20 protein-coding genes are annotated in these 23548 nt (G+C 54.3%); 15 read left to right on the top strand and 5 right to left on the bottom strand.

The window, feature by feature from the left end:
- Positions 1–343 precede the first annotated feature (343 nt).
- The 5 genes from pgi to ACQG19_RS01380 all read left to right on the top strand — a co-directional run bounded on the left by pgi (position 344) and on the right by ACQG19_RS01380 (position 6135).
- Entirely contained in the window at positions 344–1993 is a 1650-nt protein-coding gene (gene pgi / locus ACQG19_RS01360) for a glucose-6-phosphate isomerase (protein ID WP_246932728.1), read from the top strand.
- A 367-nt stretch (positions 1994–2360) separates the two neighbouring features.
- Positions 2361–2603, top strand: coding sequence for an exopolysaccharide production protein YjbE (gene yjbE / locus ACQG19_RS01365; RefSeq protein WP_013095034.1), 243 nt, complete (start codon positions 2361–2363; stop codon positions 2601–2603).
- A gap of 63 nt (positions 2604–2666) precedes the next feature.
- Positions 2667–3305, top strand: coding sequence for a YjbF family lipoprotein (locus ACQG19_RS01370; protein ID WP_013095035.1), 639 nt, complete (start codon positions 2667–2669; stop codon positions 3303–3305).
- Positions 3302–4039 (top strand): capsule biosynthesis GfcC D2 domain-containing protein, encoded by a 738-nt coding sequence (locus tag ACQG19_RS01375; RefSeq protein ID WP_148790502.1) that lies wholly within the window; start codon positions 3302–3304, stop codon positions 4037–4039. The genes ACQG19_RS01370 and ACQG19_RS01375 overlap by 4 nt, the downstream gene beginning before the upstream one ends.
- Complete coding sequence (locus ACQG19_RS01380; RefSeq protein WP_029882648.1) at positions 4039–6135, top strand: YjbH domain-containing protein; 2097 nt, start codon at positions 4039–4041, stop codon at positions 6133–6135. Before ACQG19_RS01375 ends, ACQG19_RS01380 begins: the two co-directional genes overlap by 1 nt.
- A gap of 55 nt (positions 6136–6190) precedes the next feature.
- Here ACQG19_RS01380 and ACQG19_RS01385 read toward each other — a convergent pair whose 3' ends face one another.
- A complete protein-coding gene (locus tag ACQG19_RS01385) occupies positions 6191–6643 on the bottom strand; it encodes an acyltransferase (protein ID WP_094916507.1) in 453 nt (150 codons plus the stop codon).
- A gap of 96 nt (positions 6644–6739) precedes the next feature.
- Between ACQG19_RS01385 and psiE the strand changes: the two genes are divergently transcribed.
- The 5 genes from psiE to ACQG19_RS01410 all read left to right on the top strand — a co-directional run bounded on the left by psiE (position 6740) and on the right by ACQG19_RS01410 (position 11639).
- A complete protein-coding gene (psiE, locus tag ACQG19_RS01390) occupies positions 6740–7150 on the top strand; it encodes a phosphate-starvation-inducible protein PsiE (RefSeq protein WP_000202963.1) in 411 nt (136 codons plus the stop codon).
- A 146-nt stretch (positions 7151–7296) separates the two neighbouring features.
- The gene (locus ACQG19_RS01395; RefSeq protein WP_426725816.1) at positions 7297–8991 is read left to right on the top strand and encodes a PTS transporter subunit EIIC; all 1695 of its coding nucleotides are present in this window, start codon (positions 7297–7299) and stop codon (positions 8989–8991) included.
- Complete coding sequence (locus ACQG19_RS01400) at positions 8988–10031, top strand: oxidoreductase (protein ID WP_058660669.1); 1044 nt, start codon at positions 8988–8990, stop codon at positions 10029–10031. The genes ACQG19_RS01395 and ACQG19_RS01400 overlap by 4 nt, the downstream gene beginning before the upstream one ends.
- 2 nt (positions 10032–10033) lie before the next feature.
- Positions 10034–10894 carry a hypothetical protein gene (locus ACQG19_RS01405; protein ID WP_045294813.1) on the top strand — a complete coding sequence of 287 codons (861 nt, stop codon included), beginning with the start codon at positions 10034–10036 and terminating at the stop codon, positions 10892–10894.
- Between the two features lie 40 nt (positions 10895–10934).
- Complete coding sequence (locus ACQG19_RS01410) at positions 10935–11639, top strand: GntR family transcriptional regulator (RefSeq protein ID WP_029882653.1); 705 nt, start codon at positions 10935–10937, stop codon at positions 11637–11639.
- A gap of 103 nt (positions 11640–11742) precedes the next feature.
- On the opposite strand, the gene malG is transcribed toward ACQG19_RS01410, so the two are convergent.
- From malG to malE, 3 genes are all read right to left on the bottom strand, one after another.
- Positions 11743–12633 carry a maltose ABC transporter permease MalG gene (gene malG, locus ACQG19_RS01415; protein ID WP_013095043.1) on the bottom strand — a complete coding sequence of 297 codons (891 nt, stop codon included), beginning with the start codon at positions 12631–12633 and terminating at the stop codon, positions 11743–11745.
- 14 nt (positions 12634–12647) lie between these two features.
- A complete protein-coding gene (malF, locus tag ACQG19_RS01420) occupies positions 12648–14192 on the bottom strand; it encodes a maltose ABC transporter permease MalF (RefSeq protein WP_020686620.1) in 1545 nt (514 codons plus the stop codon).
- 125 nt (positions 14193–14317) lie between these two features.
- On the bottom strand, positions 14318–15508 hold the full coding sequence (gene malE / locus ACQG19_RS01425; RefSeq protein WP_014830274.1) for a maltose/maltodextrin ABC transporter substrate-binding protein MalE: 1191 nt from the start codon (positions 15506–15508) through the stop codon (positions 14318–14320).
- Positions 15509–15879: 371 nt separating this feature from the next.
- Between malE and malK the strand changes: the two genes are divergently transcribed.
- The 5 genes from malK to ubiA all read left to right on the top strand — a co-directional run bounded on the left by malK (position 15880) and on the right by ubiA (position 20988).
- Positions 15880–16989: a maltose/maltodextrin ABC transporter ATP-binding protein MalK gene (gene malK, locus ACQG19_RS01430; protein ID WP_008500080.1), complete on the top strand. Its 1110-nt coding sequence runs from the start codon at positions 15880–15882 to the stop codon at positions 16987–16989.
- Positions 16990–17060: 71 nt separating this feature from the next.
- The gene (locus ACQG19_RS01435; protein ID WP_013095047.1) at positions 17061–18368 is read left to right on the top strand and encodes a maltoporin; all 1308 of its coding nucleotides are present in this window, start codon (positions 17061–17063) and stop codon (positions 18366–18368) included.
- A gap of 114 nt (positions 18369–18482) precedes the next feature.
- Positions 18483–19427: a maltose operon protein MalM gene (malM, locus tag ACQG19_RS01440; protein WP_023622494.1), complete on the top strand. Its 945-nt coding sequence runs from the start codon at positions 18483–18485 to the stop codon at positions 19425–19427.
- A gap of 180 nt (positions 19428–19607) precedes the next feature.
- Positions 19608–20105: a chorismate lyase gene (ubiC, locus tag ACQG19_RS01445; protein WP_013095049.1), complete on the top strand. Its 498-nt coding sequence runs from the start codon at positions 19608–19610 to the stop codon at positions 20103–20105.
- Between the two features lie 13 nt (positions 20106–20118).
- Positions 20119–20988, top strand: a complete 870-nt coding sequence (gene ubiA, locus ACQG19_RS01450; protein ID WP_013095050.1) for a 4-hydroxybenzoate octaprenyltransferase — start codon at positions 20119–20121, stop codon at positions 20986–20988.
- 98 nt (positions 20989–21086) lie between these two features.
- On the opposite strand, the gene plsB is transcribed toward ubiA, so the two are convergent.
- On the bottom strand, positions 21087–23507 hold the full coding sequence (plsB, locus tag ACQG19_RS01455; RefSeq protein ID WP_426725817.1) for a glycerol-3-phosphate 1-O-acyltransferase PlsB: 2421 nt from the start codon (positions 23505–23507) through the stop codon (positions 21087–21089).
- Between the last annotated feature and the right edge of the window lie 41 nt (positions 23508–23548).

Raw genomic sequence — 23548 nt, forward strand, 5'->3', positions numbered from 1 at the left:
CCATGGCACAAGAATGAAACGAAAACAGGTGCAGGCGCAAAATACGGCCCTATAAATAAAATGCGGGGGAGGTCCTGTCAATGCCGGGATTATGCGGATTTTTCATGGGGGGGTACCCCTGAGAAACAGGACTTATAACAGGGCCATATTTTATGCTTCGTTTTCCCCGGTTTTGACCGACATTTCGCCGCCACGGGTGGGCGCGTCAGCAGCTATACTTTTCGGGTCTTTTCACCTGCGTTTGATGCAGGCCAGGGCAATGGCATAAAAACCATCACAATTTTTATTTGCAGGCGCTACAATCGACCGCAGTCACAATTCTCAAATCAGAAGAGTATTGCTAATGAAAAACATCAACCCAACGCAGACCGCTGCCTGGCAGGCACTACAAAAACATTTTGATGAAATGAAAGACGTCACCATCGCGGAGCTGTTCGCGAAAGATGCCGATCGTTTCAACAAATTCTCCGCGACCTTCGATGATCTGATGCTGGTGGATTTCTCCAAAAACCGCATCACCGAAGAGACGCTGGCGAAACTGCAGGATTTGGCGAAAGAGACGGAACTGGCAGACGCCATCAAATCCATGTTCTCCGGTGAGAAGATCAACCGTACCGAAGACCGTGCCGTGCTGCACGTGGCTCTGCGTAACCGTAGCAATACGCCAATTATCGTTGACGGCAAAGATGTGATGCCGGAAGTGAACGCGGTGCTGGAAAAGATGAAAGCCTTCTCTGAAGCAATCATCTCCGGAAGCTGGAAAGGCTACACCGGCAAAGCCATCACCGACGTGGTGAACATCGGTATCGGCGGTTCTGACCTCGGCCCGTTCATGGTGACCGAAGCGCTGCGTCCATACAAAAATCATCTCAACATGCACTTTGTCTCCAACGTCGATGGTACCCACATCGCCGAAGTGCTGAAGAACGTGAACCCGGAAACTACACTGTTCCTGGTGGCTTCTAAAACCTTCACCACCCAAGAAACCATGACCAACGCCCACAGCGCACGCGACTGGTTCCTGAAAACCGCAGGTGACAACAAGCACGTGGCGAAACACTTCGCAGCGCTGTCCACCAACGGTAAAGCGGTTGGCGAGTTCGGTATCGACACCGCGAACATGTTCGAGTTCTGGGACTGGGTTGGTGGCCGCTACTCTCTGTGGTCTGCGATCGGCCTGTCTATCATTCTCTCCGTGGGCTTCGACAACTTTGTTGAGCTGCTCTCCGGTGCGCACGCGATGGACAAACACTTCTCCACCACCGCACCTGAGAAAAACCTGCCGGTGCTGCTGGCGCTGATCGGTATCTGGTACAACAACTTCTTCGGCGCAGAGACCGAAGCGATCCTGCCGTACGACCAGTACATGCACCGCTTCGCGGCCTACTTCCAGCAGGGCAATATGGAATCCAACGGTAAATACGTTGACCGTAACGGCAACGCGGTGGATTACCAGACTGGCCCAATCATCTGGGGTGAGCCAGGCACCAACGGTCAGCACGCGTTCTACCAGCTGATTCACCAGGGGACCAAAATGGTACCGTGCGATTTCATCGCCCCGGCTATCACCCACAATCCACTGTCTGATCATCATCCTAAACTGCTGTCTAACTTCTTTGCTCAGACCGAAGCGCTGGCGTTTGGTAAATCCCGCGAGGTGGTAGAGCAGGAATATCGTGACCAGGGTAAAGATCCGGCCACCCTGGAACACGTTGTGCCGTTCAAAGTGTTCGAAGGCAACCGTCCAACCAACTCCATCCTGCTGCGTGAAATCACGCCGCTCAGCCTGGGTGCGCTGATTGCTCTGTATGAGCATAAGATCTTCACGCAGGGCGAAATCCTGAACATCTTCACCTTCGATCAGTGGGGCGTTGAGCTGGGTAAACAGCTGGCGAACCGTATTCTGCCTGAACTGGGTGATGACAAAGCGATCAGCAGCCACGACAGCTCGACAAATGGTTTGATTAACCGTTATAAAGCATGGCGCGCGTAATTAAATCGTCATAAAAACGTGCCGGCGATATGCCGGCATTTTTTTATCAGACAATTCCTGATGTCTGTTATTTAACTCAAATTCCCGTTATGAGTTTTATCCGAAAATACCTTTTAACCCGTTAATGAGTGCGGTTTATTTTAGGATTATACGGAGAGTTACTTTCGCCTTATGTAATTATATCTATTTGATTTTAAATAAATAATTTATTAGTTAATTATTCTTATACTTCACATTTATCCAATAGTCCGAAAACCCTTTCTCTATTTATCCGTACGGCAATCCCTCTGCTTTAGTTGTGTATACTCGAATCCGCCTGAATTTCTTTTCGGGCAAATCTCCATTCATTCATTGAAGGGAAATTGTTATGAAGAAAGTACTGTATGGCATTTTTGCCATATCTGCACTTGCGGCGACATCTGTCTATGCAGCTCCGGTCCAGGTCGGGGAAGCAGCAGGGTCGGCAGCGACGTCTGCGTCTGCGGGGAGTTCTACCGCGGCCAGCACCAGCACCGTAAGTTCAGCCGTGGGTGTCGCGCTGGCGGCAACCGGTGGCGGTGATGGCTCCAATACCGGAACCACGACCACTACGACGACCAGCACCCAGTAATTCCGGGTGTTTTAATCATAACCACACTTCGGTGTGGTTATTTCGCCCCTTCGGAGAAGAGTCGTGAAGCGACCTGCAATCATCCTGATTTGCCTGCTGTTGCAGGCGTGCTCGGCCACCACCAAAGGGCTGGGCAACTCACTGTGGGACAGCATATTCGGTACGCCGGGTGTGCATTTGACCGATGATGAACTTCAGAACATGCCGTATGCCAGCCAGTACATGCAGCTCAACGATGGTCCGCAACTGTTTGTGGTGCTCGCTTTCGATGAAAACGGGCAGCAGAAATGGGTGACGCAGGATCAGGCCACCATCGTGACGCAACATAGCCGTATTGTGAAAACCCTGCTCGGTGGCGATAACCTTCTTGAGGTCAACAACCTTGCGGCCGATCCGCTCAGCAAACCGAACCAGATCACCGACGGGGCAAGCTGGACGCGGACAATGGGCTGGACGGAACACAAGCAGGTGCGTTACGCCACCGCCCGCTCTACCTTCCGCTGGGACGGTACGGACAGCGTCAGGGTAGGCAGCGACGAAACCCGGGTGCGCGTACTGGATGAAGAGGTCACGACCGATCGGGCAACCTGGCATAACCGTTTCTGGGTGGATGATGAAGGGCAGATCCGTCAGTCCCTGCAATATTTGGGTGCCGGATTCTTCCCGGTTAAAACCACGCTGATCAAGGCCGCGAAATCATGAAAACACTTATTCGCGTTGCGCTGATCGCAAGCTTTGCCACACCGCTCGCCTGGTCTGCCGGGACGGTGAAGGTCTACACGCCGGACAGCACGCAGCCCAAAACGTTGACGAACGCCGGCCACCTGATTGATCTCGTCGGTCAGCCAAGGCTGGCAAACAGCTGGTGGCCAGGTGCGGTGATCGCTGAGCGGCAGGCAACGGTGGCGGCGGAACAAAAGCACAAGGCGCTGCTCGCCAGATTAACGGGGTTAGCAGAGCAGGAAGACGGCGACGATGCGGCAGCCATTAACAGCCTTCGCCAGCAGCTTCTGGCGCTAAAGGTTACCGGAAGACAAAACATCAATCTCGATCCGGATGAAGTCCGCGTGACGGAAAAAGGTAATCCGGCCCTGGAGGGAGATTACACGCTCTGGCTCCCGGCGCAGCCTTCCACCATCACGGTGATGGGGCTTATCAGCAGCCCGGGTAAAAAACCGTTTACTCCCGGCCGCGACGTGGCGAGCTATCTCGACGAGCAGAGCCTGCTGAGTGGTGCGGATAACAGCTACGCCTGGGTGATTTATCCTGACGGGAACACGCAAAAGGCGCCGGTTGCCTACTGGAACAAGCGGCATGTCGAACCCATGCCAGGCAGCATCATTTTTGTCGGTTTTGCCGACCATTTCTGGACGAAGGCATATGACGGGCTGAATGCCGATATCCTTCATTCCCTGACACAGCGGATACCGGAATAATGAAAAAGACCTATCTCTACAGCATGCTGGCACTGTGTGTGAGTGCCGCCTGTCATGCAGAAACGTATCCGGCACCCATTGGTCCGTCTCAGTCAGACTTCGGTGGCGTCGGTTTACTGCAAACCCCTACCGCGCGTATGGCGCGAGAAGGGGAAATTAGCCTTAACTATCGTGATAACGACCAGTACCGCTACTATTCTGCATCCGTACAGCTGTTCCCATGGCTCGAAACCACGCTGCGCTACACCGACGTACGAACGAAACAGTACAGCAGCGTGGATGCGTTCTCCGGCGATCAGACCTACAAAGACAAAGCCTTCGATCTCAAACTGCGCCTGTGGGAAGAGAGCTACTGGATGCCGCAGGTTTCCGTGGGGGCCAAAGATATCGGCGGTACCGGCCTGTTCGACGCGGAGTACATTGTCGCCAGTAAGGCCTGGGGGCCGTTTGACTTCTCGCTGGGGCTTGGCTGGGGCTATCTCGGCACCAGCGGCAACGTGAAAAACCCGTTCTGCACCTACAGCGACAAATTCTGCTATCGCGACAACAGCTATCAGAAAGCGGGTTCCATTAACGGTGACCAGATGTTCCACGGCCCGGCTGCCCTGTTTGGCGGCGTGGAGTATCAGACGCCGTGGCAGCCGCTGCGCCTGAAGCTGGAGTATGAAGGTAACGACTACTCGCAAGAGTTCGCCGGAAAGATTGAGCAAAAGAGCAAGTTTAACGTCGGCGCCATTTACCGCGTCACCGATTGGGCCGACGTTAACCTCAGCTACGAGCGCGGCAACACCGTGATGTTTGGCTTTACGCTGCGTACTAACTTTAACGACATGCGGCCGCACTATAACGACAACGCGCGGCCTGCGTACCAGCCGGAGCCGCAGGATGCCATTCTGCAGCACTCCGTGGTGGCCAACCAGCTGACGCTGTTGAAGTACAACGCCGGTCTGGCGGATCCGAAAATCCAGGTGAAAGGCGATACGCTGTACGTGACCGGTGAGCAGGTGAAATACCGCGACTCGCGGGAAGGGATCGAACGTGCCAACCGGATCATCATGAACGATCTGCCGGAGGGGATCCGCACGATCCGCGTAACGGAGAACCGCCTGAACCTGCCGCAAGTGACGACGGAAACGGACGTGGCCAGTCTGAAGCGCCATCTGGAGGGCGAGCCGCTGGGGCATGAAACCGAGCTGGTACAAAAACGCGTTGAGCCGATCGTGCCGGAGACGACCGAGCAGGGCTGGTATATCGATAAATCGCGCTTCGATTTCCACATCGACCCGGTGCTAAACCAGTCTGTCGGCGGGCCGGAAAACTTCTACATGTACCAGTTGGGCGTGATGGCAACGGCGGATCTGTGGGTGACCGACCACCTGCTGACCACCGGCAGCCTGTTTGGCAACATTGCCAACAACTACGACAAGTTCAACTACACTAACCCGCCGAACGACTCGAAGCTGCCGCGCGTACGTACCCGCGTGCGTGAGTACGTGCAGAACGATGCCTACGTAAATAACCTGCAGGCCAACTACTTCCAGTACTTCGGCAATGGCTTCTACGGCCAGGTCTACGGCGGTTATCTGGAAACCATGTATGGCGGCGCGGGGGCGGAAGTGCTTTATCGTCCGGTGGACAGCAACTGGGCGTTTGGTATTGATGCTAACTATGTTAAACAGCGTGACTGGCGCAGCGCGCAGGACATGATGAAGTTCACCGACTATAGCGTGAAAACCGGCCACCTGACGGCCTACTGGACACCGTCGTTCGCCCAGGACGTGCTGGTGAAAGCCAGCGTGGGTCAGTACCTGGCGGGCGATAAGGGCGGCACGCTGGATATCTCCAAACACTTCGACAGCGGAGTGGTGGTGGGTGGTTACGCCACTATCACCAACGTCTCGCCGGACGAATACGGGGAAGGGGACTTCACCAAAGGGGTGTATGTGTCGATTCCGCTGGATCTGTTCTCATCCGGTCCAACCCGCAGCCGTGCGGCCATTGGCTGGACGCCGCTGACGCGCGACGGGGGCCAGCAGCTGGGTCGTAAGTTCCAGCTGTATGACATGACCAGCGATAAGAACATTAACTTCCGCTGATAACCCTCATCCTTTTCTGTTGTAGGCCCGGTAAGCGCTTGCGCCACCGGGCAACTCACAAGCGGCGCAGCAGCCTCGCCGGGTTTCCCGCATAAACGCCTTTCTCGGTGATGGATTTGGTCACCACGCTCCCCGCACCAATCACCACCCCGTCGCAGATGGAGACCGCCAGGATGGTCGCCCCGCTGCCTATCGACACATCATTTCCCACGGTAATGTGTCCCCAGCTGTTCCGGTCAGCATTGGGTTTGCCGTCGCGAAACATATCGTTGGCAAACATCACCCCATGGCCAATGAAACAGCGTTCGCCCAGGGTGACGTACTCGCAAATGAAGGTGTGCGACTGAATTTTGCTCTCGTCGCCAATGCGCGTATTGCCTTGAATTTCAACAAACGGGCCGATAAACACACCGTTGCCAAGCACGCAGTCATAGAGATTGCAGGGCTCATACAGGGTGACATTTTCACCACAGGTTACGTTGCGAACCCCGGTAGGTCTGCACTCCATTCGTTACCTCCGTACATAAAACATAATTAAAAAATATAGATCCACGTCACATTTTTGCGTTATACAGGAACCTCGCCCTGGAGAATGAGGTGCTGTATGACATCCCTGACTCGCCCGCGCGTTGAGTTCATCTCAACTATCCTCCAGACCGTGCTCAACCTCGGTCTGCTGAGCCTTGGCCTGATCCTGGTCGTCTTTTTGGGTAAAGAGACGGTGCATCTGGCGGATGTACTGTTCGCCCCCGAGCAAACCAGCAAATATGCGCTGGTGGAAGGCCTGGTGGTCTACTTTCTCTACTTTGAATTTATCGCCCTGATTGTGAAGTATTTCCAGTCAGGCTTTCACTTCCCGCTGCGCTATTTTGTCTACATTGGGATCACCGCGATAGTGCGGCTGATCATCGTCGATCATAAATCTCCCCTTGATGTGCTGATCTACTCGGCGGCGATCCTGCTGCTGGTGATCACGCTCTGGTTGTGTAATTCGAAGCGGCTGAAGCGCGAATAGGCGCTCTGACGCGGAAGAGATGCGGTCAAAATGTGATCTATATAGATTTAATTTAAAAATATATAGTTTTAAATGTGTGGCAGTTCAGGCATACGCGGTACTGAAATTAACTGCCACATACTTAATCTATTCGACAGGTGATCTGCATGGCCCACTCTTCAATACTGGAGCGGATAACTGACGTCTCGCAAAAGCTGGCATCAGAAGTCCATCTTCGAAGTCTACGGGACAGTTTTATTATTACTGTTCCGTTCCTTGTCCTGGCTGGACTCTTCATCATGCTTAATTATGTTTTTCTCGATCCGAAAGGCATATTGAGCGGTCTGTTATCCACTGACACCCTGGTACAGCTACGCAATATTGGCGAGCGCGTTCTTAACGGAACAATGAATATTTTATCGCTGATGCTGGTGATATTAATTGCGTATCATATTGCCAGTAAGAAAAAACACCCTACGCCAGTTATTCCCGCTATGGTTGCGCTGGCGGTGTTTTATGCATTAATGCCCATTGAAACCGTGCAAACCCTGGCCGATGGTCAGCAGGTTCGGCTTACCGGGATGGTCTCCTATGGCAGTACCAATGCTGGCGGTGTCTTTCTGGCAATACTGACGGCGGTGTTATCAACAAATCTTTTTTTATGGATTTCGAAAAATAAAAAATTACAGATCCGGCTAGGAGATGATGTGCCTTCCATGGTGGTACAATCCTTCCAGTCGATGTTTTCAATTATGCTAACCGTCGCTATTTTCGCGCTGGTTGCATTTAGCGTTAATCTTTTCCTTCATACTGAAATCCCGGCGCTGATTCAGCATCTCATCCAGGCGCCGCTGGTACATTTAACGACTAATTTATCCGGTTTTCTGGTGTTAACGACCCTGACAAATCTTCTCTTTTCGTTGGGGATACATCCGGGTGGGATTATTAATCCCATTCTTGAACCTCCCTTGCTGGTAGCGATGCAGGAGAACATGTCCGCCTTTGCCAGCGGGCAGATCCCACCCCATATTATCGTTCTGCCATTTCGCGATCTGTATGGTCATATGGGAGGAACCGGGAGCACGCTGGCCATGCTGCTGGCAGTGTTTGTTCGAAGCCATATGTCCAGCCACCGTAACTTTTCCAGAACGGTGATTGCCCCAGGCATTTTTAATATTAACGAGCCGGTCATTTTTGGTTTCCCGGTGCTCTACAACCCGTTAATGATGATCCCTTTTATCCTTTATCCGCAAATTAATTTTACAATCGCGTACTTTGCAACCGCCTGGGGGTGGGTCTCAAAAATTGTTGCCTACGTTCCCTGGTCAGTGCCTCCGCTTATTTCTGGCTGGCTCGGATCCGGCGGTGATTTTCGTAATGTCATTTTGCAGATCCTGCTATTAGCGCTTGGGGTCGTAATCTATTTACCTTTTCTAACCGCCTATGAGCGTTCGTTAATCAAACGCAGCAATGAAACGATAATTAATACTCTCGCCTCTGAGTCAGAAATAACGCCGCAGGAGGACAATGATATTCATCGGTTGGATGGGAAAACCATTATTCTGGCCTGCAATGAAGGCATGTCGACCTCTTTGATGGCCAGCAAAATGCGAAAATATTGCGAAAGCCAAAATTGTACGCTCAACGTATATGCCGTGAATGCAGGTAAACTGGTCGATGAATATAAAAACGCCCAGCTTATATTGCTGGGGCCGCAAATCGCGTATCTCCAGGAAACCATTCTTCAGGATATCAATCACCACTGCCCGGTGATCCCCCTTGACCCTCAGCACTTCAGCAAACTTGATGGACCGGCGGTAATTCATACCGCCCTGCCATACTTTAAAAAGGAATCCGTATGATTAACTGCGCCTATATTGGCTTTGGTAAAAGCGCCACGCGCTATCATCTCCCTTATGTTTTATGCCGCAAGGATAAATACAACGTAAAGCGTATTTATGATATTGCGCGTAAGCCAGAGGTTGAAGCGCAGCCGCACTATCAACACATCTGTTTTACCTCCCGGCTGCAGGATATTCTGGAAGACAATACGCTTCAGCTGGTGGTTATTTGCACCCATCCTGATAGCCATTTTGAGTATGCCCGGCTATGTCTGGCACATGGCAAAAACGTGCTGGTCGAGAAACCTTTTACAACCACCCCAGAAGAAGCGAAAACGCTGTTTGCTCTGGCGAGAGAAAAGGGCTTAACCGTCTCTCCGTTTCAGAACCGACGTTTTGATAGCTGTTATTTGACCATGAAACAGGCGATTGAGAGCGGTAAACTGGGGGAAATTGTCGAGATCGAAAGCCATTTTGACTATTTTCGCCCGGCGTCGGAAACCTGTCCCGGCAGTTATTTCGACGGCGCGTTTTATGGCCTTGGCGTGCATACGCTCGATCAAATTATCGCCCTGCTGGGGCGTCCGCAGCAGGTCGGGTACCATCTTCAGCGCCAGAGAAACCCGCTCAACCCTGACGACGCCTTCACTGTTCACCTCTATTACCCGAAGACGACCGCGATCGTGAAAACCAGCCATCTGGTGAAAATACCCGCGCCGAGATTCACGGTACACGGTACGAGAGGCTCGTTTATTCGCTATGGTATCGACCAGCAGGAAACCAGCCTGAAGGCGGGCATTATGCCTGGGCACCCAGGGTTTGGTGAAGATCGTGAATGCGCGGTGCTGGAGTATATCGATGACGCAGGATGTTCTGTCCGGGAGGAACTGTCGGCGGTGCCCGGCGACTACGGACGCGTTTATGACGCGCTTTACGACACACTCTCCTCAGGCAAGGCCAACTATGTCAGCGAGCATGAAGCGTTAACCAATCTCGACATTTTGCAAAAGGCATTTCAACAGCCAACGCCTGCCATCGTTTCTCTCGAAGAGGAGGCGTAAAGATGAAACGGCTTCTGAATTGCCGGGCCAGCGACTTTCGTGGCCCCATTACCGGCGATAGCTTACGAGATGCCATCAGCGCCAGCGAAGGGCGCGTCATTATGGCCGAAATTGCCGTGCAGGCGCCCCCGCTGTTTGCAGAGGTGACGAATGCGGAATTGTTGTGCGCGTTTGGCGCCGACCTTCTGCTGCTCAAGGGGATCCATTTTCAGCGGCCCGCATTGAACGGCGGAGAAGAACGTTTTGGCGCCGATCCTGTCAGCCAGGTGAAATGCCTGACGGGGCGTTTAACAGGCGTTAATTTTGAAGTCCTGCCCGCAGACGATCTCTCCAGCCCCGGCGCTTTTCTGCCTGCGCATCTGGAGGCAGTGCGGCATGCGGATTTTTACTGCCTGACCGGCTATGACAAACCCGGGGTGACGGCCGGGCGTATGTGTCAGGCGATAGCGGCGCTCAGGGCGCAAACCGATAAGCTGATTCTGGCCGCGAAATTTTATACTTCTGGTCTGGCGCAACCCCAGGAGTATGCTGGCTATATCAGTGCAGGCGCAGATGGCGCTATCTTTTCGGCACCAGGCGGATGCCGGGGGGCATCGGAAGGACGCGTCAGCCACATTGCGCAGGCAGTGCAGTCGCTGGGAGGGCTTGCCATCACCACGCTGAGCAGTAGTCAGGAAGGTGCGGATTGTGCTACGGTGCGCGACATTGGCCTGGCCAGTAAACGTTGCGGTAGCGACATGCATAATTTTGGCGACGCAGGGGTGGCAGGCATGGCCGACCCGGAAGCGCTGAATGCCTTATCCCTCGCTATCCGTGGCCGACGGCACACCTGGGTGCGTATGGCTGCATCCCTGTCTCGTTAATTTGAGTCGGCCCTGTAAGGGGCCGTTTGCGGAGAGCGTTATGCCTAAGTATATGGAGATCTACCATGAAGTGCGGCGGCGCATTATGGTGGGCATCTATGCTCCCGACAAAAAATTGCCCGAAGGGGCAAGGCTCGCCGCTGAATTTGGATGTAGCGAGCTAACCATCACCAAAGCGCTGGATTTGCTCGTCCGCGAGGGACTGGTGCTGCGCAAGCGTGGGCTAGGCTCGTTTGTTAAGCGCCAGGTTTCTGCGGCAAGCAACTCACACCTGATAGGCACCGCGCAGCGCTGCGCCACTCAGGGGAAAACCCTTACCACTCGCGTGCAGTTATATACCGCCGTGCCTGCCTCTGCCGATATCGCGCAAAAATTGCAAATCCCTGAGGGTGAACTGGTGCATGAAATCCACAGGGTACGCGTCATAGCGGAGATCCCTTCCATCGTGGAGTACACATGGATGCCTGTCGCGCTGTTTCCTCGTCTGGCTCTGAGCCATGTTCAGCATTCCATTTACGCGTACATTACCCATGAACTGGGGTGTACCGTCCATAGCGCACATATGAAAGTCACCGGGCGAAACGCCAGCGAGCAGGAAAGGGTGTGGCTGGAGCTGACCGAACCCACCACGCTTATTCAGGTGGAGCAGACGGCATTTCTCGATAACGGCAAGCTGTTTGAATACTCCTGCGCCCGCCATCTCTGGCATACCTTTAACTTTGAGACTGACTTTGTGCGTGTCTGACCCATAAAAAAATGGCGCTCCGAAGAGCGCCTAACAACAGTCACAAGTTGGGTTAATACAATACGTCTAAAGTTGAGGGTTGCAGTGGCATAACAGATGAAACTTAACCTTTCACACCGCCCGCCGTCAGGCCGTTGACCAGCCAGCGCTGCGCCAGCAGGAACACCACGGTAATCGGGATGGCAGAGAGTACGGCCGCCGCGGCAAAGTCGCCCCACAGGTAGTTTTGCGGGTTGAGGTATTGCTGCATACCCACGGCCAGGGTGTAACTATTCACATCACGCAGTAACAGAGACGCGACCGGCACTTCGGTGATGGCGGCGATAAACGACAGGATAAACACCACCGCCAGGATAGGCACCGACAGCGGCAGCAGAACCAGACGGAACGCCTGCCATGGTGTCGCGCCATCCAGCGCCGCCGCTTCTTCCAGCGAGCCGTCGATGGTTTCGAAATAGCCTTTGATGGTCCACACATGCAGGGCGATGCCGCCAAGATAGGCGAAGATCACGCCGCCGTGGGTGTTGAGGCCGATAAACGGCACATACTGCCCCAGGCGGTCAAACAAGGCATACAACGCGACCAGAGACAGTACCGCCGGGAACATCTGGAAAATCAGCATCCCTTTCAGCAGTGAAGCCTTGCCCGGGAACTTCATACGGGCGAAGGCGTACGCACAGGTGGTGGAGAGCGTCACGATGCCGATCGCGGTGATGGTGGCCACTTTAACCGAGTTCCACAGCCACAGCAGTACCGGGAACGGCGGCGGCGTAACGCGGCCATCGGCATGCTCCACGCTGAAGCCCAGCGCAAGCTTCCAGTGCTCCCAGGAGATTTCGTCCGGGATCAGGCTGCCGGTAGCGAAGTTACCCGAACGCAGGGAGATGGCGATGACCATCAGCAGCGGGAACATGATCGCCGCAATAAAAATCAGCAGCCCTAAATGTGTCGCCAGGAGGCGCAGTTTCTGAGATTTGGGTTGTACCATAGCCATGATCGATGCCCTCCTTAGTCAAATTTCATACGTGTGGCTTTCAGGTTCACTATCGCCAGCGCGCCAACCAGCAGGAAGATCAGGGTGGCAATCGCTGCCGCCAGCCCAAAGTCCTGACCGCCGCCGCCTTCAAAGGCGATGCGATAGGTGTAGCTCACGAGCAGATCGGTATAGCCGGCTGGCGTGGTGGTACCGAGACGATCCGGGCCACCGTTGGTCAACAGCTGAATCAGCACGAAGTTATTAAAGTTGAAGGCAAAGCTGGCAATCATCAGCGGAGTCAGCGGCTTGATGAGCAGCGGCAGCGTAATCTTAAAGAAGTTCTGGAACGGACCCGCGCCATCCATTGCCGAGGCTTCGTACAGGTCGTCCGGGATAGCCTTCAGCAGGCCCATGCACAGGATCATCATGTACGGATAACCCAGCCAGGTGTTGACGATGATAATCATCGAACGGGCGGTGGTCGGGTCGCTGAACCAGGCCGGTTTGATGCCGAACAGCGCGCTCAGCATCATGTTGATTTCACCGAAGCTCTGGTTAAACAGCCCTTTGAAAATCAGAATTGAGATAAACGACGGTACGGCATACGGCAGGATCAGCAGCACGCGGTAGATCGCTTTGCCTTTCAGGGCTTCCCACTGCACGAGGCAGGCCAGCACCATACCCACGGCAACGGTCAGGAGTACCGTCAATACGGAGAAGACCACCGTCCAGACGAAGATAGCAAAGAACGGCTTCTGGATCCCTTCGTCGGTAAACACGCGGGTAAAGTTGTCCCAGCCGATAGTCACGGTATAGCCCGGGCTGAGTTTGTCATCGCCCCAGCTGCCGTCGGCGTTTACAGACTGATAGAAACCAATATCGTTGTTCGGACGGTACTTCACGCCGCTCTGGTTATTCGTCAGCGTGCCGTCATCCGCCAGAGTATAGAGTGGCTGCGTGCCGGAAAACTGGCGCAGCGAGCTCATGGTCACTTTGCTTTCATCTGGCAGCACGGCGGTGAGCTGAGTCAGCGCCTGACGGTTCTGGGTAATGATACGCAGGTTAGCGCGTTCGCCTTCCGGCAGGGCAGGGGCCTCTTTTAAGGCCAGCTTCTGCTCGCCGCCAAATTTGAAAGCGTCGGAAATATAGGTTTTGCCGCTCTCGCCGTCAGTCAGTGCTAATTTCCATTCGTCACCCGCAGGATACAAACCAAAGTTGAAGGTCTTGCCTGCCTGATAAGAACGGTCCAGAAGCACCTGAGTGGCGCGCTCTTGCGCGAGCTGGTTGGTGCTGCTGTAGTTAGTGAATGCGATAGCGATAGTACAGATCAGCGGGAACAGGACAAACAGCCCCATCCCGGCCACGCCCGGATAGACATAACGCCAGGCATACGCCTTACGGTTGGCGAAAATATACAGGCCAGCAGAGCTTAAAATCAGCGTCATGATGGCGAACAGATATTCCCCTTGTACGTACATTAAAACAACAAGGTAACCCACCAGCAGACAGAGCAGACCGATCGCTGACCACTTCAGCACGTCGCTTTGCCACCAATGTTTCTTTTTAATGACATCCATGGGGTTCTTCCTCTACAACGTTTGATCTTTTCTCCCTCTCCTGGGGGAGAGGGCCGGGGTGAGGGCGTACGGATAGCGACAACCCTCACCCTAACCCTCTCCCAGAGGGAGAGGGGACTACGGCATTACTTAGTAATACGACCCTGCGCATCTTTCAGCGCGGCATCGACAGTCTGACGACCGCTTGCGGCGTTAATTACCGCAGTACGGGTGGCATACCAGAACGCGGCCATCTGTGGGATGTTCGGCATGATTTCGCCTTTCTGGGCGTTATCCATGGTTGCCGCGATACGTGGGTCTTTTGCCAGCTGATCCTGGAAGGATTTCAGCGCAACGGCACCCAGCGGTTTGTCCTTGTTCACTTCATCCAGACCCTGATCGGTCAGCAGGTAGTTTTCGAGGAACTCTTTCGCCAGCTCTTTGTTCGGGCTGGCGGCGTTGATACCTGCGCTCAGCACGCCAACAAACGGTTTAGACGGCTTGCCGTTGAAGGTTGGCAGCAGCGTCACGCCGTAGTTGATTTTGCTCTTGTCGATGTTGGTCCAGGCCCACGGACCGTTGATGGTCATCGCGGTTTCGCCTTTGTTGAACGCCGCTTCCGCGATGGAGTAATCGGTATCCGCGTTCATGTGTTTGTTCTTGATCAGATCGACCAGGAAGGTCAGACCCGCTTTCGCGCCCGCGTTGTCCACGCCCACGTCTTTGACGTCATATTTGCCGTTTTCAAACTTGAACGCGTAACCGCCATCGGCAGCAATCAGCGGCCAGGTGAAGTACGGCTCCTGCAGGTTGAACATCAGCGCGCTCTTACCTTTCGCTTTCAGCTCTTTATCCAGTTTCGGGATCTCTTCCCAGGTTTTCGGCGGGTTAGGCACCAGGTCTTTGTTATAAATCAGAGACAGGGCTTCTACTGCAATGGGATAAGCGATCAGCTTGCCGTTATAGCGAACGGCGTCCCAGGTGAACGGGAACAGTTTGTCTTGGAAGGCTTTATCAGGCGTGACTTCCGCCAGCAGGCCGGATTGTGCATAACCCCCGAAACGGTCATGCGCCCAGAAGATGATGTCCGGGCCGTCACCGGTTGCCGCAACCTGCGGGAATTTCTCTTCCAGCTTGTCCGGGTGTTCTACGGTGACTTTGATACCGGTGTCTTTTTCGAATTTTTTACCCACTTCGGCCAGGCCGTTATAGCCTTTGTCGCCGTTAATCCAGATAACCAGCTTACCTTCTTCAATTTTGGCGAGAGCCGGTGCGGAAATCATCATTGCTGCAAGGGCGGACAATGCGAAAACGCGTGCGCCAGTCTTGATCTTCATATCTGCCATCCTTTTTTGGTGATGTGCTCGTGGATACATAAGGTGGTTCAACGTCACTCAGTCTCCTTATTTGACATCCTCTTTCCATCCTCCCAACCCCAACGCCCCACCCCCCGGTTTTGTGATCTGGTTTGCATAAATTTAAGTTATGAGTGCTGGCGCACATAAAAACACGCTGAATTTTGCAGGTGGCTTCACGAATTTTGCCTCAGCCCGCCAGCTGCGGTCGCAGAGCCTGCTCTCTCATCCTCCCGCCTCCTCCCCCATAAAAAAGCCGGGGGGTGGAGGATTCGCGAAAGTAATGGATACCCCATAGTGAACTTATCTTGAATGTTTCTGTCGGTGACAGGTTGTAACGAAGGGAGAAGGGCATGGCGAGCGTACAGCTGCGTAATGTAACGAAAGCCTGGGGCGACGTAGTGGTGTCAAAAGACATCAATCTCGACATCCACGAAGGTGAATTCGTGGTGTTTGTTGGCCCATCTGGCTGCGGTAAATCAACTCTGCTGCGTATGATTGCCGGTCTTGAAACCATCACCAGCGGTGATTTGCTGATTGGTGATACCCGAATGAACGACATTCCGCCTGCCGAACGTGGCGTTGGCATGGTGTTCCAGTCTTATGCACTTTATCCCCATCTCTCCGTCGCCGAGAACATGTCCTTTGGCCTGAAGCTGGCGGGGGCGAAAAAAGAGGTGATTAACCAGCGCGTCACGCAGGTGGCGGAAGTGTTACAGCTGGCACACCTGCTGGAGCGTAAACCGAAGGCGCTTTCCGGTGGTCAGCGTCAGCGCGTCGCGATTGGCCGTACGCTGGTGGCCGAACCACGCGTCTTCCTGCTGGATGAACCGCTTTCTAACCTGGATGCCGCGCTGCGCGTCCAGATGCGTATCGAAATCTCCCGTCTGCATAAACGTCTTGGCCGCACGATGATTTACGTCACCCACGATCAGGTCGAAGCGATGACGCTGGCTGACAAAATTGTGGTTCTGGACGCAGGCCGCGTGGCACAGGTGGGTAAACCGCTGGAGCTTTATCACTATCCGGCAGACCGCTTTGTTGCGGGCTTTATTGGCTCGCCAAAGATGAACTTCCTGCCCGTCAAAGTCACGGCGACAGCCATTGAACAGGTACAGGTGGAGTTGCCAAACCGTCAGCAAGTCTGGCTGCCGGTCGACAGCGCCAACGTACAGGTGGGGGCCAACATGTCCCTCGGTATTCGTCCTGAACATTTACTGCCGAGCCACATCGCCGATGTGACGCTGGAAGGTGAAGTTCAGGTCGTCGAACAACTTGGTCACGAAACACAGATTCATATCCAGATCCCCGCCATCCGTCAGAACCTGGTCTACCGCCAGAATGACGTGGTGTTGGTAGAAGAGGGTGCCACATTCGCTATCGGTTTGCCGCCAGAGCGTTGCCATCTGTTCCGCGAGGATGGCACTGCATGTCGTCGGCTGCACAAAGAGCCAGGCGTTTAAGCAATCCCAAAAGAAGACACGAAACCGACAGGTCAAGTGTTCAAAGAAAAGCAATGATCTCAGGAGATAGAATGATGATTACTCTGCGCAAAGTCCCTCTGGCACTCGCCATTGCGGCAGGCATTATGTCTGCCCAGGCAGGCGCTGTAGACTTTAAAGGTTATGCTCGTTCCGGCATTGGCTGGACCGGGAGTGGCGGTGAACAACAATGTTTCCAGGCAACCGGTGCTCAAAGTAAATACCGTCTCGGTAACGAATGTGAGACGTACGCTGAGCTGAAACTGGGCCAGGAAGTGTGGAAAGAGGGCGACAAGAGCTTCTATTTCGACACTAACGTAGCGTATTCCGTTTCTCAGCAGAACGACTGGGAATCCACCAGCCCGGCCTTCCGTGAAGCTAACGTGCAGGGTAAAAACCTGATTGAGTGGCTGCCAGGCTCCACCATCTGGGCCGGTAAGCGCTTCTATCAGCGTCATGACGTCCACATGATCGACTTCTACTACTGGGACATCTCAGGTCCTGGTGCCGGTATTGAAAACATCGATCTGGGCTTTGGTAAACTCTCTCTGGCAGCTACCCGCTCTTCTGAATCAGGCGGTTCTGCAACCTTCGCCGATCGTGATGCCAACGGCGACCGTGTTTATGACAACGTTGTACCTAACGACGTCTTCGACGTGCGTTTAGCCGGTCTGGAAACCAACCCGGGCGGTACGCTGGAGCTGGGCGTTGACTATGGTCACACCAACATTCCTGATGACTACTACCTGCAGCCTGGCGCTTCTAAAGATGGCTGGTTGTTCACTGCTGAACACACCCAGAGCATGATGAAGGGCTTCAACAAGTTCGTACTGCAGTACGGTACGGATTCCATGACCTCTAACGGCAAAGGTATTCCACAGGGCGGTAGCGTTGATAACGATGGCTCCATGTGGCGTGTGCTGGACCACGGTGCAATCACCCTGGCAGACCGTTGGGACCTGATGTACGTCGGTATGTACCAGAACATCGATCGTGACAACAACAACGGTACCGAGTGGTGGACTGTGGGTGTTCGTCCGATGTTCAAATGGACGCCAATCATGAGCACCCTGCTTGAAGTGGGCTACGACAACGTCAAATCTCAGAGAACTGACGAGAAGAACAGCCAGTACAAAATCACCCTGGCACAACAATGGCAGGCAGGCGACAGCATCTGGTCCCGTCCGGCTATCCGTGTCTTCGCAACCTACGCGAAGTGGGATGAGAAATGGGGTTACGCAAACAACAGCGACACTGGCTACACCTCCGGTGTGGCTTACAGTGACACCTCTGCGAAAACCTTCAGCCGTGGCGACAACGATGAGTGGACCTTCGGCGCCCAGATGGAAATCTGGTGGTAATTCGTTAGACCTGACGTAATGACCTGAAAAGAGGGGCGCAAGCCCCTCTCTCCTTAGGGTGCTGCGCGCTATTGCCTGGCCACCGCAGTGCTCACGCTATCAGAGGTAATAACAATGAAAATGAAGAAAAGTCTCGTCGCGCTGTGCCTCTCTGCGGGGCTGTTAGCCTGTGTTCCGGCCGTCTCCTTTGCAGACGTGAATTTCGTGCCACAAAATACCAGTGCTGCGCCCGCTATCCCGGCAGCGGCACTCCAGCAACTGACATGGACGCCGGTTGATCAATCCAAAACGCAGTCGACTCAGCTCTCTATGGGTGGCCAACAACTGAACGTGCCGGGAATTTCTGGCCCCGTTGCGGCTTATAGCGTACCGGCGAACATTGGTGAATTGACCCTGACGCTGACCAGCGAAGTAAACAAACAGACCAGTGTGTTTGCGCCAAACGTCCTGATCCTAGATCAAAACATGACGCCATCGGCGTTCTTCCCGAGCGACTATTTTAGCTATCAGGAACCGGGCGTAATGAGTGCGGACCGCCTGGAAGGCGTTATGCGCCTGACGCCTGCTCTGGGTCAGCAAAAGATTTACGTGCTGGTATTCACAACAGAGAAAGATTTGCAGCAGACAACAAAGCTGGTTGACCCGGCGAAAGCTTATGCCAAAGGCACCGGTAACTCTGTCCCGGATATTCCGGATCCGCTTGCCCGCCATACCACTGATGGCCTGGTCAAACTGAAAGTTTCCACCAACAGCGCTTCCAGCGTACTCGTTGGCCCACTGTTTGGCTCGTCTGGTCCAGGTCCGGTGACTGTGGGGAATACCGCTGCACCTGTTTATACCGCGCCAGCGGCTACGGCAGCCGCGACCGCAGCCCCAGCTCCGGCGAAGAAAGCTGAGCCGGTACTGAACGACACCGAAGAATACTTCAACAACGCCATTAAGCAGGCGGTGAAGCGCGGCGATGTCGATAAAGCGCTGAAACTGCTTGATGAAGCCGAACGTTTAGGTTCAACCACTGCCCGTTCCACCTTTATCAGCAGTGTAAAAGGCAAGGGGTAACCGTTTCCCCACAGTGCTGATTTGTTAGTAGTTTAGTGCGCCTGAGTGGGCGCACTTTTTTTCGTGCCGCTCGCGCTGTTGCACCATTGTTGCGATAGTGATCGCTAAATAACGTTTGGCCCCCCTCAATGCGCTTTTCTGCGATACAATGCCATTACGTTATGTATCGGAGAGTCCGGCATGTCACACCCTGCGCTAACGCAACTGCGTTCGCTGCGCTATTTCGACCAAATACCTGCGCTTGACCCGCAGCAGCTTGACTGGTTGCTGCTGGAAGATTCCATGACTAAACGTTTTGAGCAACAGGGCAAGACGGTTACGGTGACGATGATTCAGGAAGGGTTTGTCACCTCCGCTGACATTGCCAGTGAGCTGCCGCTGTTACCAAAAGAAGAACGCTACTGGTTGCGTGAAATTCTGCTCTGCGCGGATGGTGAGCCGTGGCTCGCCGGGCGAACCGTGGTGCCTGAATCCACCCTTTCCGGGCCAGAGCTGGCACTGCAACGGCTGGGAAATACCCCGCTCGGGCGGTATCTTTTTACCTCGTCTGAACTTACCCGTGATTTTATTGAAATTGGACGCGATGCCGAACTGTGGGGACGTCGTTCCCGTCTTCGCCTGAGCGGTAAACCGTTAATACTGACGGAGCTTTTTTTACCGGCATCGCCGTTGTACTGAGAGGAAGAAAAAAATGGAGTGGAGCCTGACGCAGAACAAGCTGCTGGCCTATCACCGCTTAATGCGTACCGATAAACCCATCGGCGCGCTACTGCTGTTGTGGCCGACATTATGGGCGCTATGGGTGGCGACGCCGGGCGTTCCACCGCTGTGGATCCTGGGCGTGTTTGTGGCCGGTGTCTGGCTGATGCGTGCGGCGGGCTGTGTGGTCAATGACTACGCCGATCGTAAATTCGACGGACATGTGAAACGGACAGCCAATCGTCCGTTACCCAGCGGGCAGGTCACAGAGAAAGAGGCCCGTGTGCTGTTCATCGTGCTGGTGCTGCTCTCCTTCCTGCTGGTGTTAACCCTCAACACCATGACCATCCTGCTTTCCGTTGCGGCCCTCGCGCTGGCATGGGTCTACCCGTTTATGAAACGCTATACCCATCTGCCGCAGGTGGTGCTCGGCGCGGCGTTTGGCTGGTCGATCCCAATGGCGTTTGCGGCGGTCAGCGAGTCGGTACCGCTGAGCTGCTGGCTGATGTTCCTGGCGAACATTCTCTGGGCCGTGGCTTATGACACGCAATATGCGATGGTCGACCGCGATGACGATCTGAAAATTGGCATTAAATCGACCGCCATTCTGTTTGGTCGTCACGATAAGCTGATTATCGGTATCCTGCAGGTTGCGGTGCTGGCGCTGATGGTGGCGATTGGTCGCCTGAACGGGCTCAACTGGGAGTTTTACTGGTCAGTACTGGTGGCGGGGCTGCTGTTTGCTTATCAACAAAAGCTGATCGCAAAGCGTGAGCGTGACGCCTGTTTTAAAGCGTTTATGAATAATAACTACGTGGGCCTGGTGCTGTTCCTGGGGCTGGCGATGAGCTATTTTGGCTGAAAAAAAGCCCGGTGACGCTGAAGCTTACCGGGCCTGCATGATATGAAGCGTCAGATTGTGAGCCGGGTAAGGCGAAGCCGCCACCCGGCTTTTTCACATCACTCGCCCTGCGTCGCACTCTCAATCGTCAAACGCACGTCGGAGGTAATCAGCTCTGCCAGCATCTGATACACCTTCAGCGTCTCTTCCGGCTCGGCATCGCCCGTGTCGCTAATGAACCCTTCATCACGCAACGTCAGTACCAGTGAACTGAAGACCGCTTTGTCGAAGAATTCCGGGGCGTTGATGCCGTGCAGAACGGAAAGGCGCTGTGCCAGCGTCCGGCTCTCTTTCTCCAGCGTACCGCGGTTAATGGAGGGGTTCGCGCTCAGCAGCCAGAAGGTGATAGCGTAGCGCTGCAGCGTTTCACGCGCACCCGCCGCCAGCAGTTGCAGCGTACGGGAGCGTGACGGATTGATATGCAGCTCGTCGTTAACAACGGTAATCAGCCCCTGACGACGCAGCTCCTCGGTCATTTTATCTAGCTCAATCGCCAGCTCATCCTTGCTCCAGCGCAGGAACAGCTCTGCTTTCAGCATCGGATAGAGCGTCTTTACATGACGCAGCAGCTCCTGACGAGAAATACGGCGATGCTGAGTAATGATCGCCGCCATCAGCGACGGCAGCATCAGCATATGCGCGATATTGTTACGATAGTAGGTCATCAGCACCGCCTGTTCGCGCGGGAGAATGATGATGTCGCCAATCGTATCTTTCTCGACTTCAAACTTGTTCATCTGCAGCGCATGGTCGATCAGCTCGCTCGCCGTGCTGGCAGGCGTCGTTGAATCCACCGAGTAGGGAACGTTGCGCATCAGGTCAAGATAGCAATCCAACTGCTCCGTAAGCTGTTCACGGGTCAGCGAGCGTTGACGTGATGCCAGCAGCGCCGTACAGCAGAGGTTCATGGCGTTTGCGGCACCGGCGTTGTTAATACGCACCATCAGCTCAGTCGCGATACCGTTAACCGTTGGCGTCAGCCAGGCTGGACGCACCGCTTCGATAGGATCGATAGACTCGCGCCAATCGGGAACATGGTTGTTCAGATACGTCATCAACGGCATCGGCTCGCCGAAGTTTACATAGCCCTGACCAAGATTACGTAGCTTGCTCAGCCCGCGCAGCATCTGCGGCAGGCTCTCTTTCTCTTTGGTCGCCCCGCGCAGCTCTTTGGCGTAAGTCCCCACTTCCATGACGTGCTCATAGCCAATGTAAATGGGCACCAGCGTGATGGGACGAGTGCCGCCGCGCAGCATCGCCTGGATGGTCATCGACAGCGTGCCGGTTTTCGGATCCAGCAGACGGCCGGTTCGTGAACGTCCCCCCTCCACGAAGTACTCAACGGAATAACCGCGGCTGAACAGCTCGCCCAGATATTCACGGAATACGGTGGAGTAGAGCTTGTTGCCCTTAAAGGTACGACGAATGAAGAACGCCCCCAGGCGGCGGAAAATCGGGCCTGCTGGCCAGAAGTTCAGGTTGATACCGGCCGCGATGTGCGGTGGCACCAGCCCCTGGTGATAGAGCACATACGAGAGGAGCAAGTAGTCCATGTGGCTGCGGTGACAGGGCACATAAACAATTTCATGGCCGTCATGCGCCAGTTGGCGAACGCGCTCGGCATTATGGACGTTAATGCCCTGATAGAGGCGGTTCCATGTAAAGCCCAGGATGCGGTCAGAAAGACGGATCATCTCATAGGAGAAGTTCGCGGCAATCTCTTCCATCAGCGCAATGGCGTTCTGCTGTGCTTTTTCATGAGAAATCTTTTTACTGCGCGCTTCGTCTTCAACAGCACGAGCGATCGCTTTGGAAGCCAGCAGCTTGTTGAAGAGATCCTGACGCGCCGGAAGGCGAGGGCCAACGGCGGCCAGACGCTGACGAGCGAAATGCATGCGCGCCACGCGCGCCAGTTTTTGCGCGATGATCTTATCGGTGCCGTGCTCGTCGGCCATCCGGCGTAGCGAGACGGAAGGGGAGAAGCGCACAAAGCTGTCGCGCCCCAGCCAGGAGACGGCGAAGAATTTCTGGATGCCATTAAGCATGCGTAACGGTGGGTTCTCTTCCCCTTTTTCGCGGCCCGGACGACGACCAAACATCACCGACACCGGCACCATTTGCACATCCAGATCGGGATTGCTGCGATGCAGGTCGAGATAGTCGTGGAACAGCTTAATGGACTCTTCTTTGGGCGTGTAATAGGTAAACACGCGTGGCCCACCGTGAATGAACACGTATCGCGGCAACAGCGTACCGTCGACTTCTAACGGTTCAAGCGGGTCAGGTAAATCATGCGCCAGACACTGGGCGCGAAGCGTCAGCAAGTCTGCCTTCGAGTTGTAAGGCAAAACATACATAATAGGGCGCGACGTATCGAGCCCCAATTCCAGCGCGGGTTCTGCTGGGATAGACTTACTTTTTACCAGGACGCTTAATGGTAAATTAAGTAATTTGTAGTAAATTCGTGGCCAGCCAGACATAAACGATGTAAAGCCTCTGGTTAATAATGCAATTGCGGCGC

It is taken from the genome of Enterobacter cloacae complex sp. 277I4 (assembly GCF_050031465.1).
GTDB classification, from domain to species: Bacteria; Pseudomonadota; Gammaproteobacteria; order Enterobacterales; family Enterobacteriaceae; genus Enterobacter; species Enterobacter cloacae.

What these genes read in the sequence shown, in the direction of transcription:
- pgi (WP_246932728.1), top strand. Translation starts at nt 344, where the DNA reads ATGAAAAACATCAACCCAACGCAGACCGCTGCCTGGCAGGCACTACAA.
- yjbE (WP_013095034.1), top strand. Translation starts at nt 2,361, where the DNA reads ATGAAGAAAGTACTGTATGGCATTTTTGCCATATCTGCACTTGCGGCG.
- ACQG19_RS01375 (WP_148790502.1), top strand. Translation starts at nt 3,302, where the DNA reads ATGAAAACACTTATTCGCGTTGCGCTGATCGCAAGCTTTGCCACACCG.
- ACQG19_RS01380 (WP_029882648.1), top strand. Translation starts at nt 4,039, where the DNA reads ATGAAAAAGACCTATCTCTACAGCATGCTGGCACTGTGTGTGAGTGCC.
- ACQG19_RS01385 (WP_094916507.1), bottom strand. Translation starts at nt 6,643, where the DNA reads ATGGAGTGCAGACCTACCGGGGTTCGCAACGTAACCTGTGGTGAAAAT.
- psiE (WP_000202963.1), top strand. Translation starts at nt 6,740, where the DNA reads ATGACATCCCTGACTCGCCCGCGCGTTGAGTTCATCTCAACTATCCTC.
- ACQG19_RS01395 (WP_426725816.1), top strand. Translation starts at nt 7,297, where the DNA reads ATGGCCCACTCTTCAATACTGGAGCGGATAACTGACGTCTCGCAAAAG.
- ACQG19_RS01400 (WP_058660669.1), top strand. Translation starts at nt 8,988, where the DNA reads ATGATTAACTGCGCCTATATTGGCTTTGGTAAAAGCGCCACGCGCTAT.
- ACQG19_RS01405 (WP_045294813.1), top strand. Translation starts at nt 10,034, where the DNA reads ATGAAACGGCTTCTGAATTGCCGGGCCAGCGACTTTCGTGGCCCCATT.
- ACQG19_RS01410 (WP_029882653.1), top strand. Translation starts at nt 10,935, where the DNA reads ATGCCTAAGTATATGGAGATCTACCATGAAGTGCGGCGGCGCATTATG.
- malG (WP_013095043.1), bottom strand. Translation starts at nt 12,633, where the DNA reads ATGGCTATGGTACAACCCAAATCTCAGAAACTGCGCCTCCTGGCGACA.
- malF (WP_020686620.1), bottom strand. Translation starts at nt 14,192, where the DNA reads ATGGATGTCATTAAAAAGAAACATTGGTGGCAAAGCGACGTGCTGAAG.
- malE (WP_014830274.1), bottom strand. Translation starts at nt 15,508, where the DNA reads ATGAAGATCAAGACTGGCGCACGCGTTTTCGCATTGTCCGCCCTTGCA.
- malK (WP_008500080.1), top strand. Translation starts at nt 15,880, where the DNA reads ATGGCGAGCGTACAGCTGCGTAATGTAACGAAAGCCTGGGGCGACGTA.
- ACQG19_RS01435 (WP_013095047.1), top strand. Translation starts at nt 17,061, where the DNA reads ATGATGATTACTCTGCGCAAAGTCCCTCTGGCACTCGCCATTGCGGCA.
- malM (WP_023622494.1), top strand. Translation starts at nt 18,483, where the DNA reads ATGAAAATGAAGAAAAGTCTCGTCGCGCTGTGCCTCTCTGCGGGGCTG.
- ubiC (WP_013095049.1), top strand. Translation starts at nt 19,608, where the DNA reads ATGTCACACCCTGCGCTAACGCAACTGCGTTCGCTGCGCTATTTCGAC.
- ubiA (WP_013095050.1), top strand. Translation starts at nt 20,119, where the DNA reads ATGGAGTGGAGCCTGACGCAGAACAAGCTGCTGGCCTATCACCGCTTA.
- plsB (WP_426725817.1), bottom strand. Translation starts at nt 23,507, where the DNA reads ATGTCTGGCTGGCCACGAATTTACTACAAATTACTTAATTTACCATTA.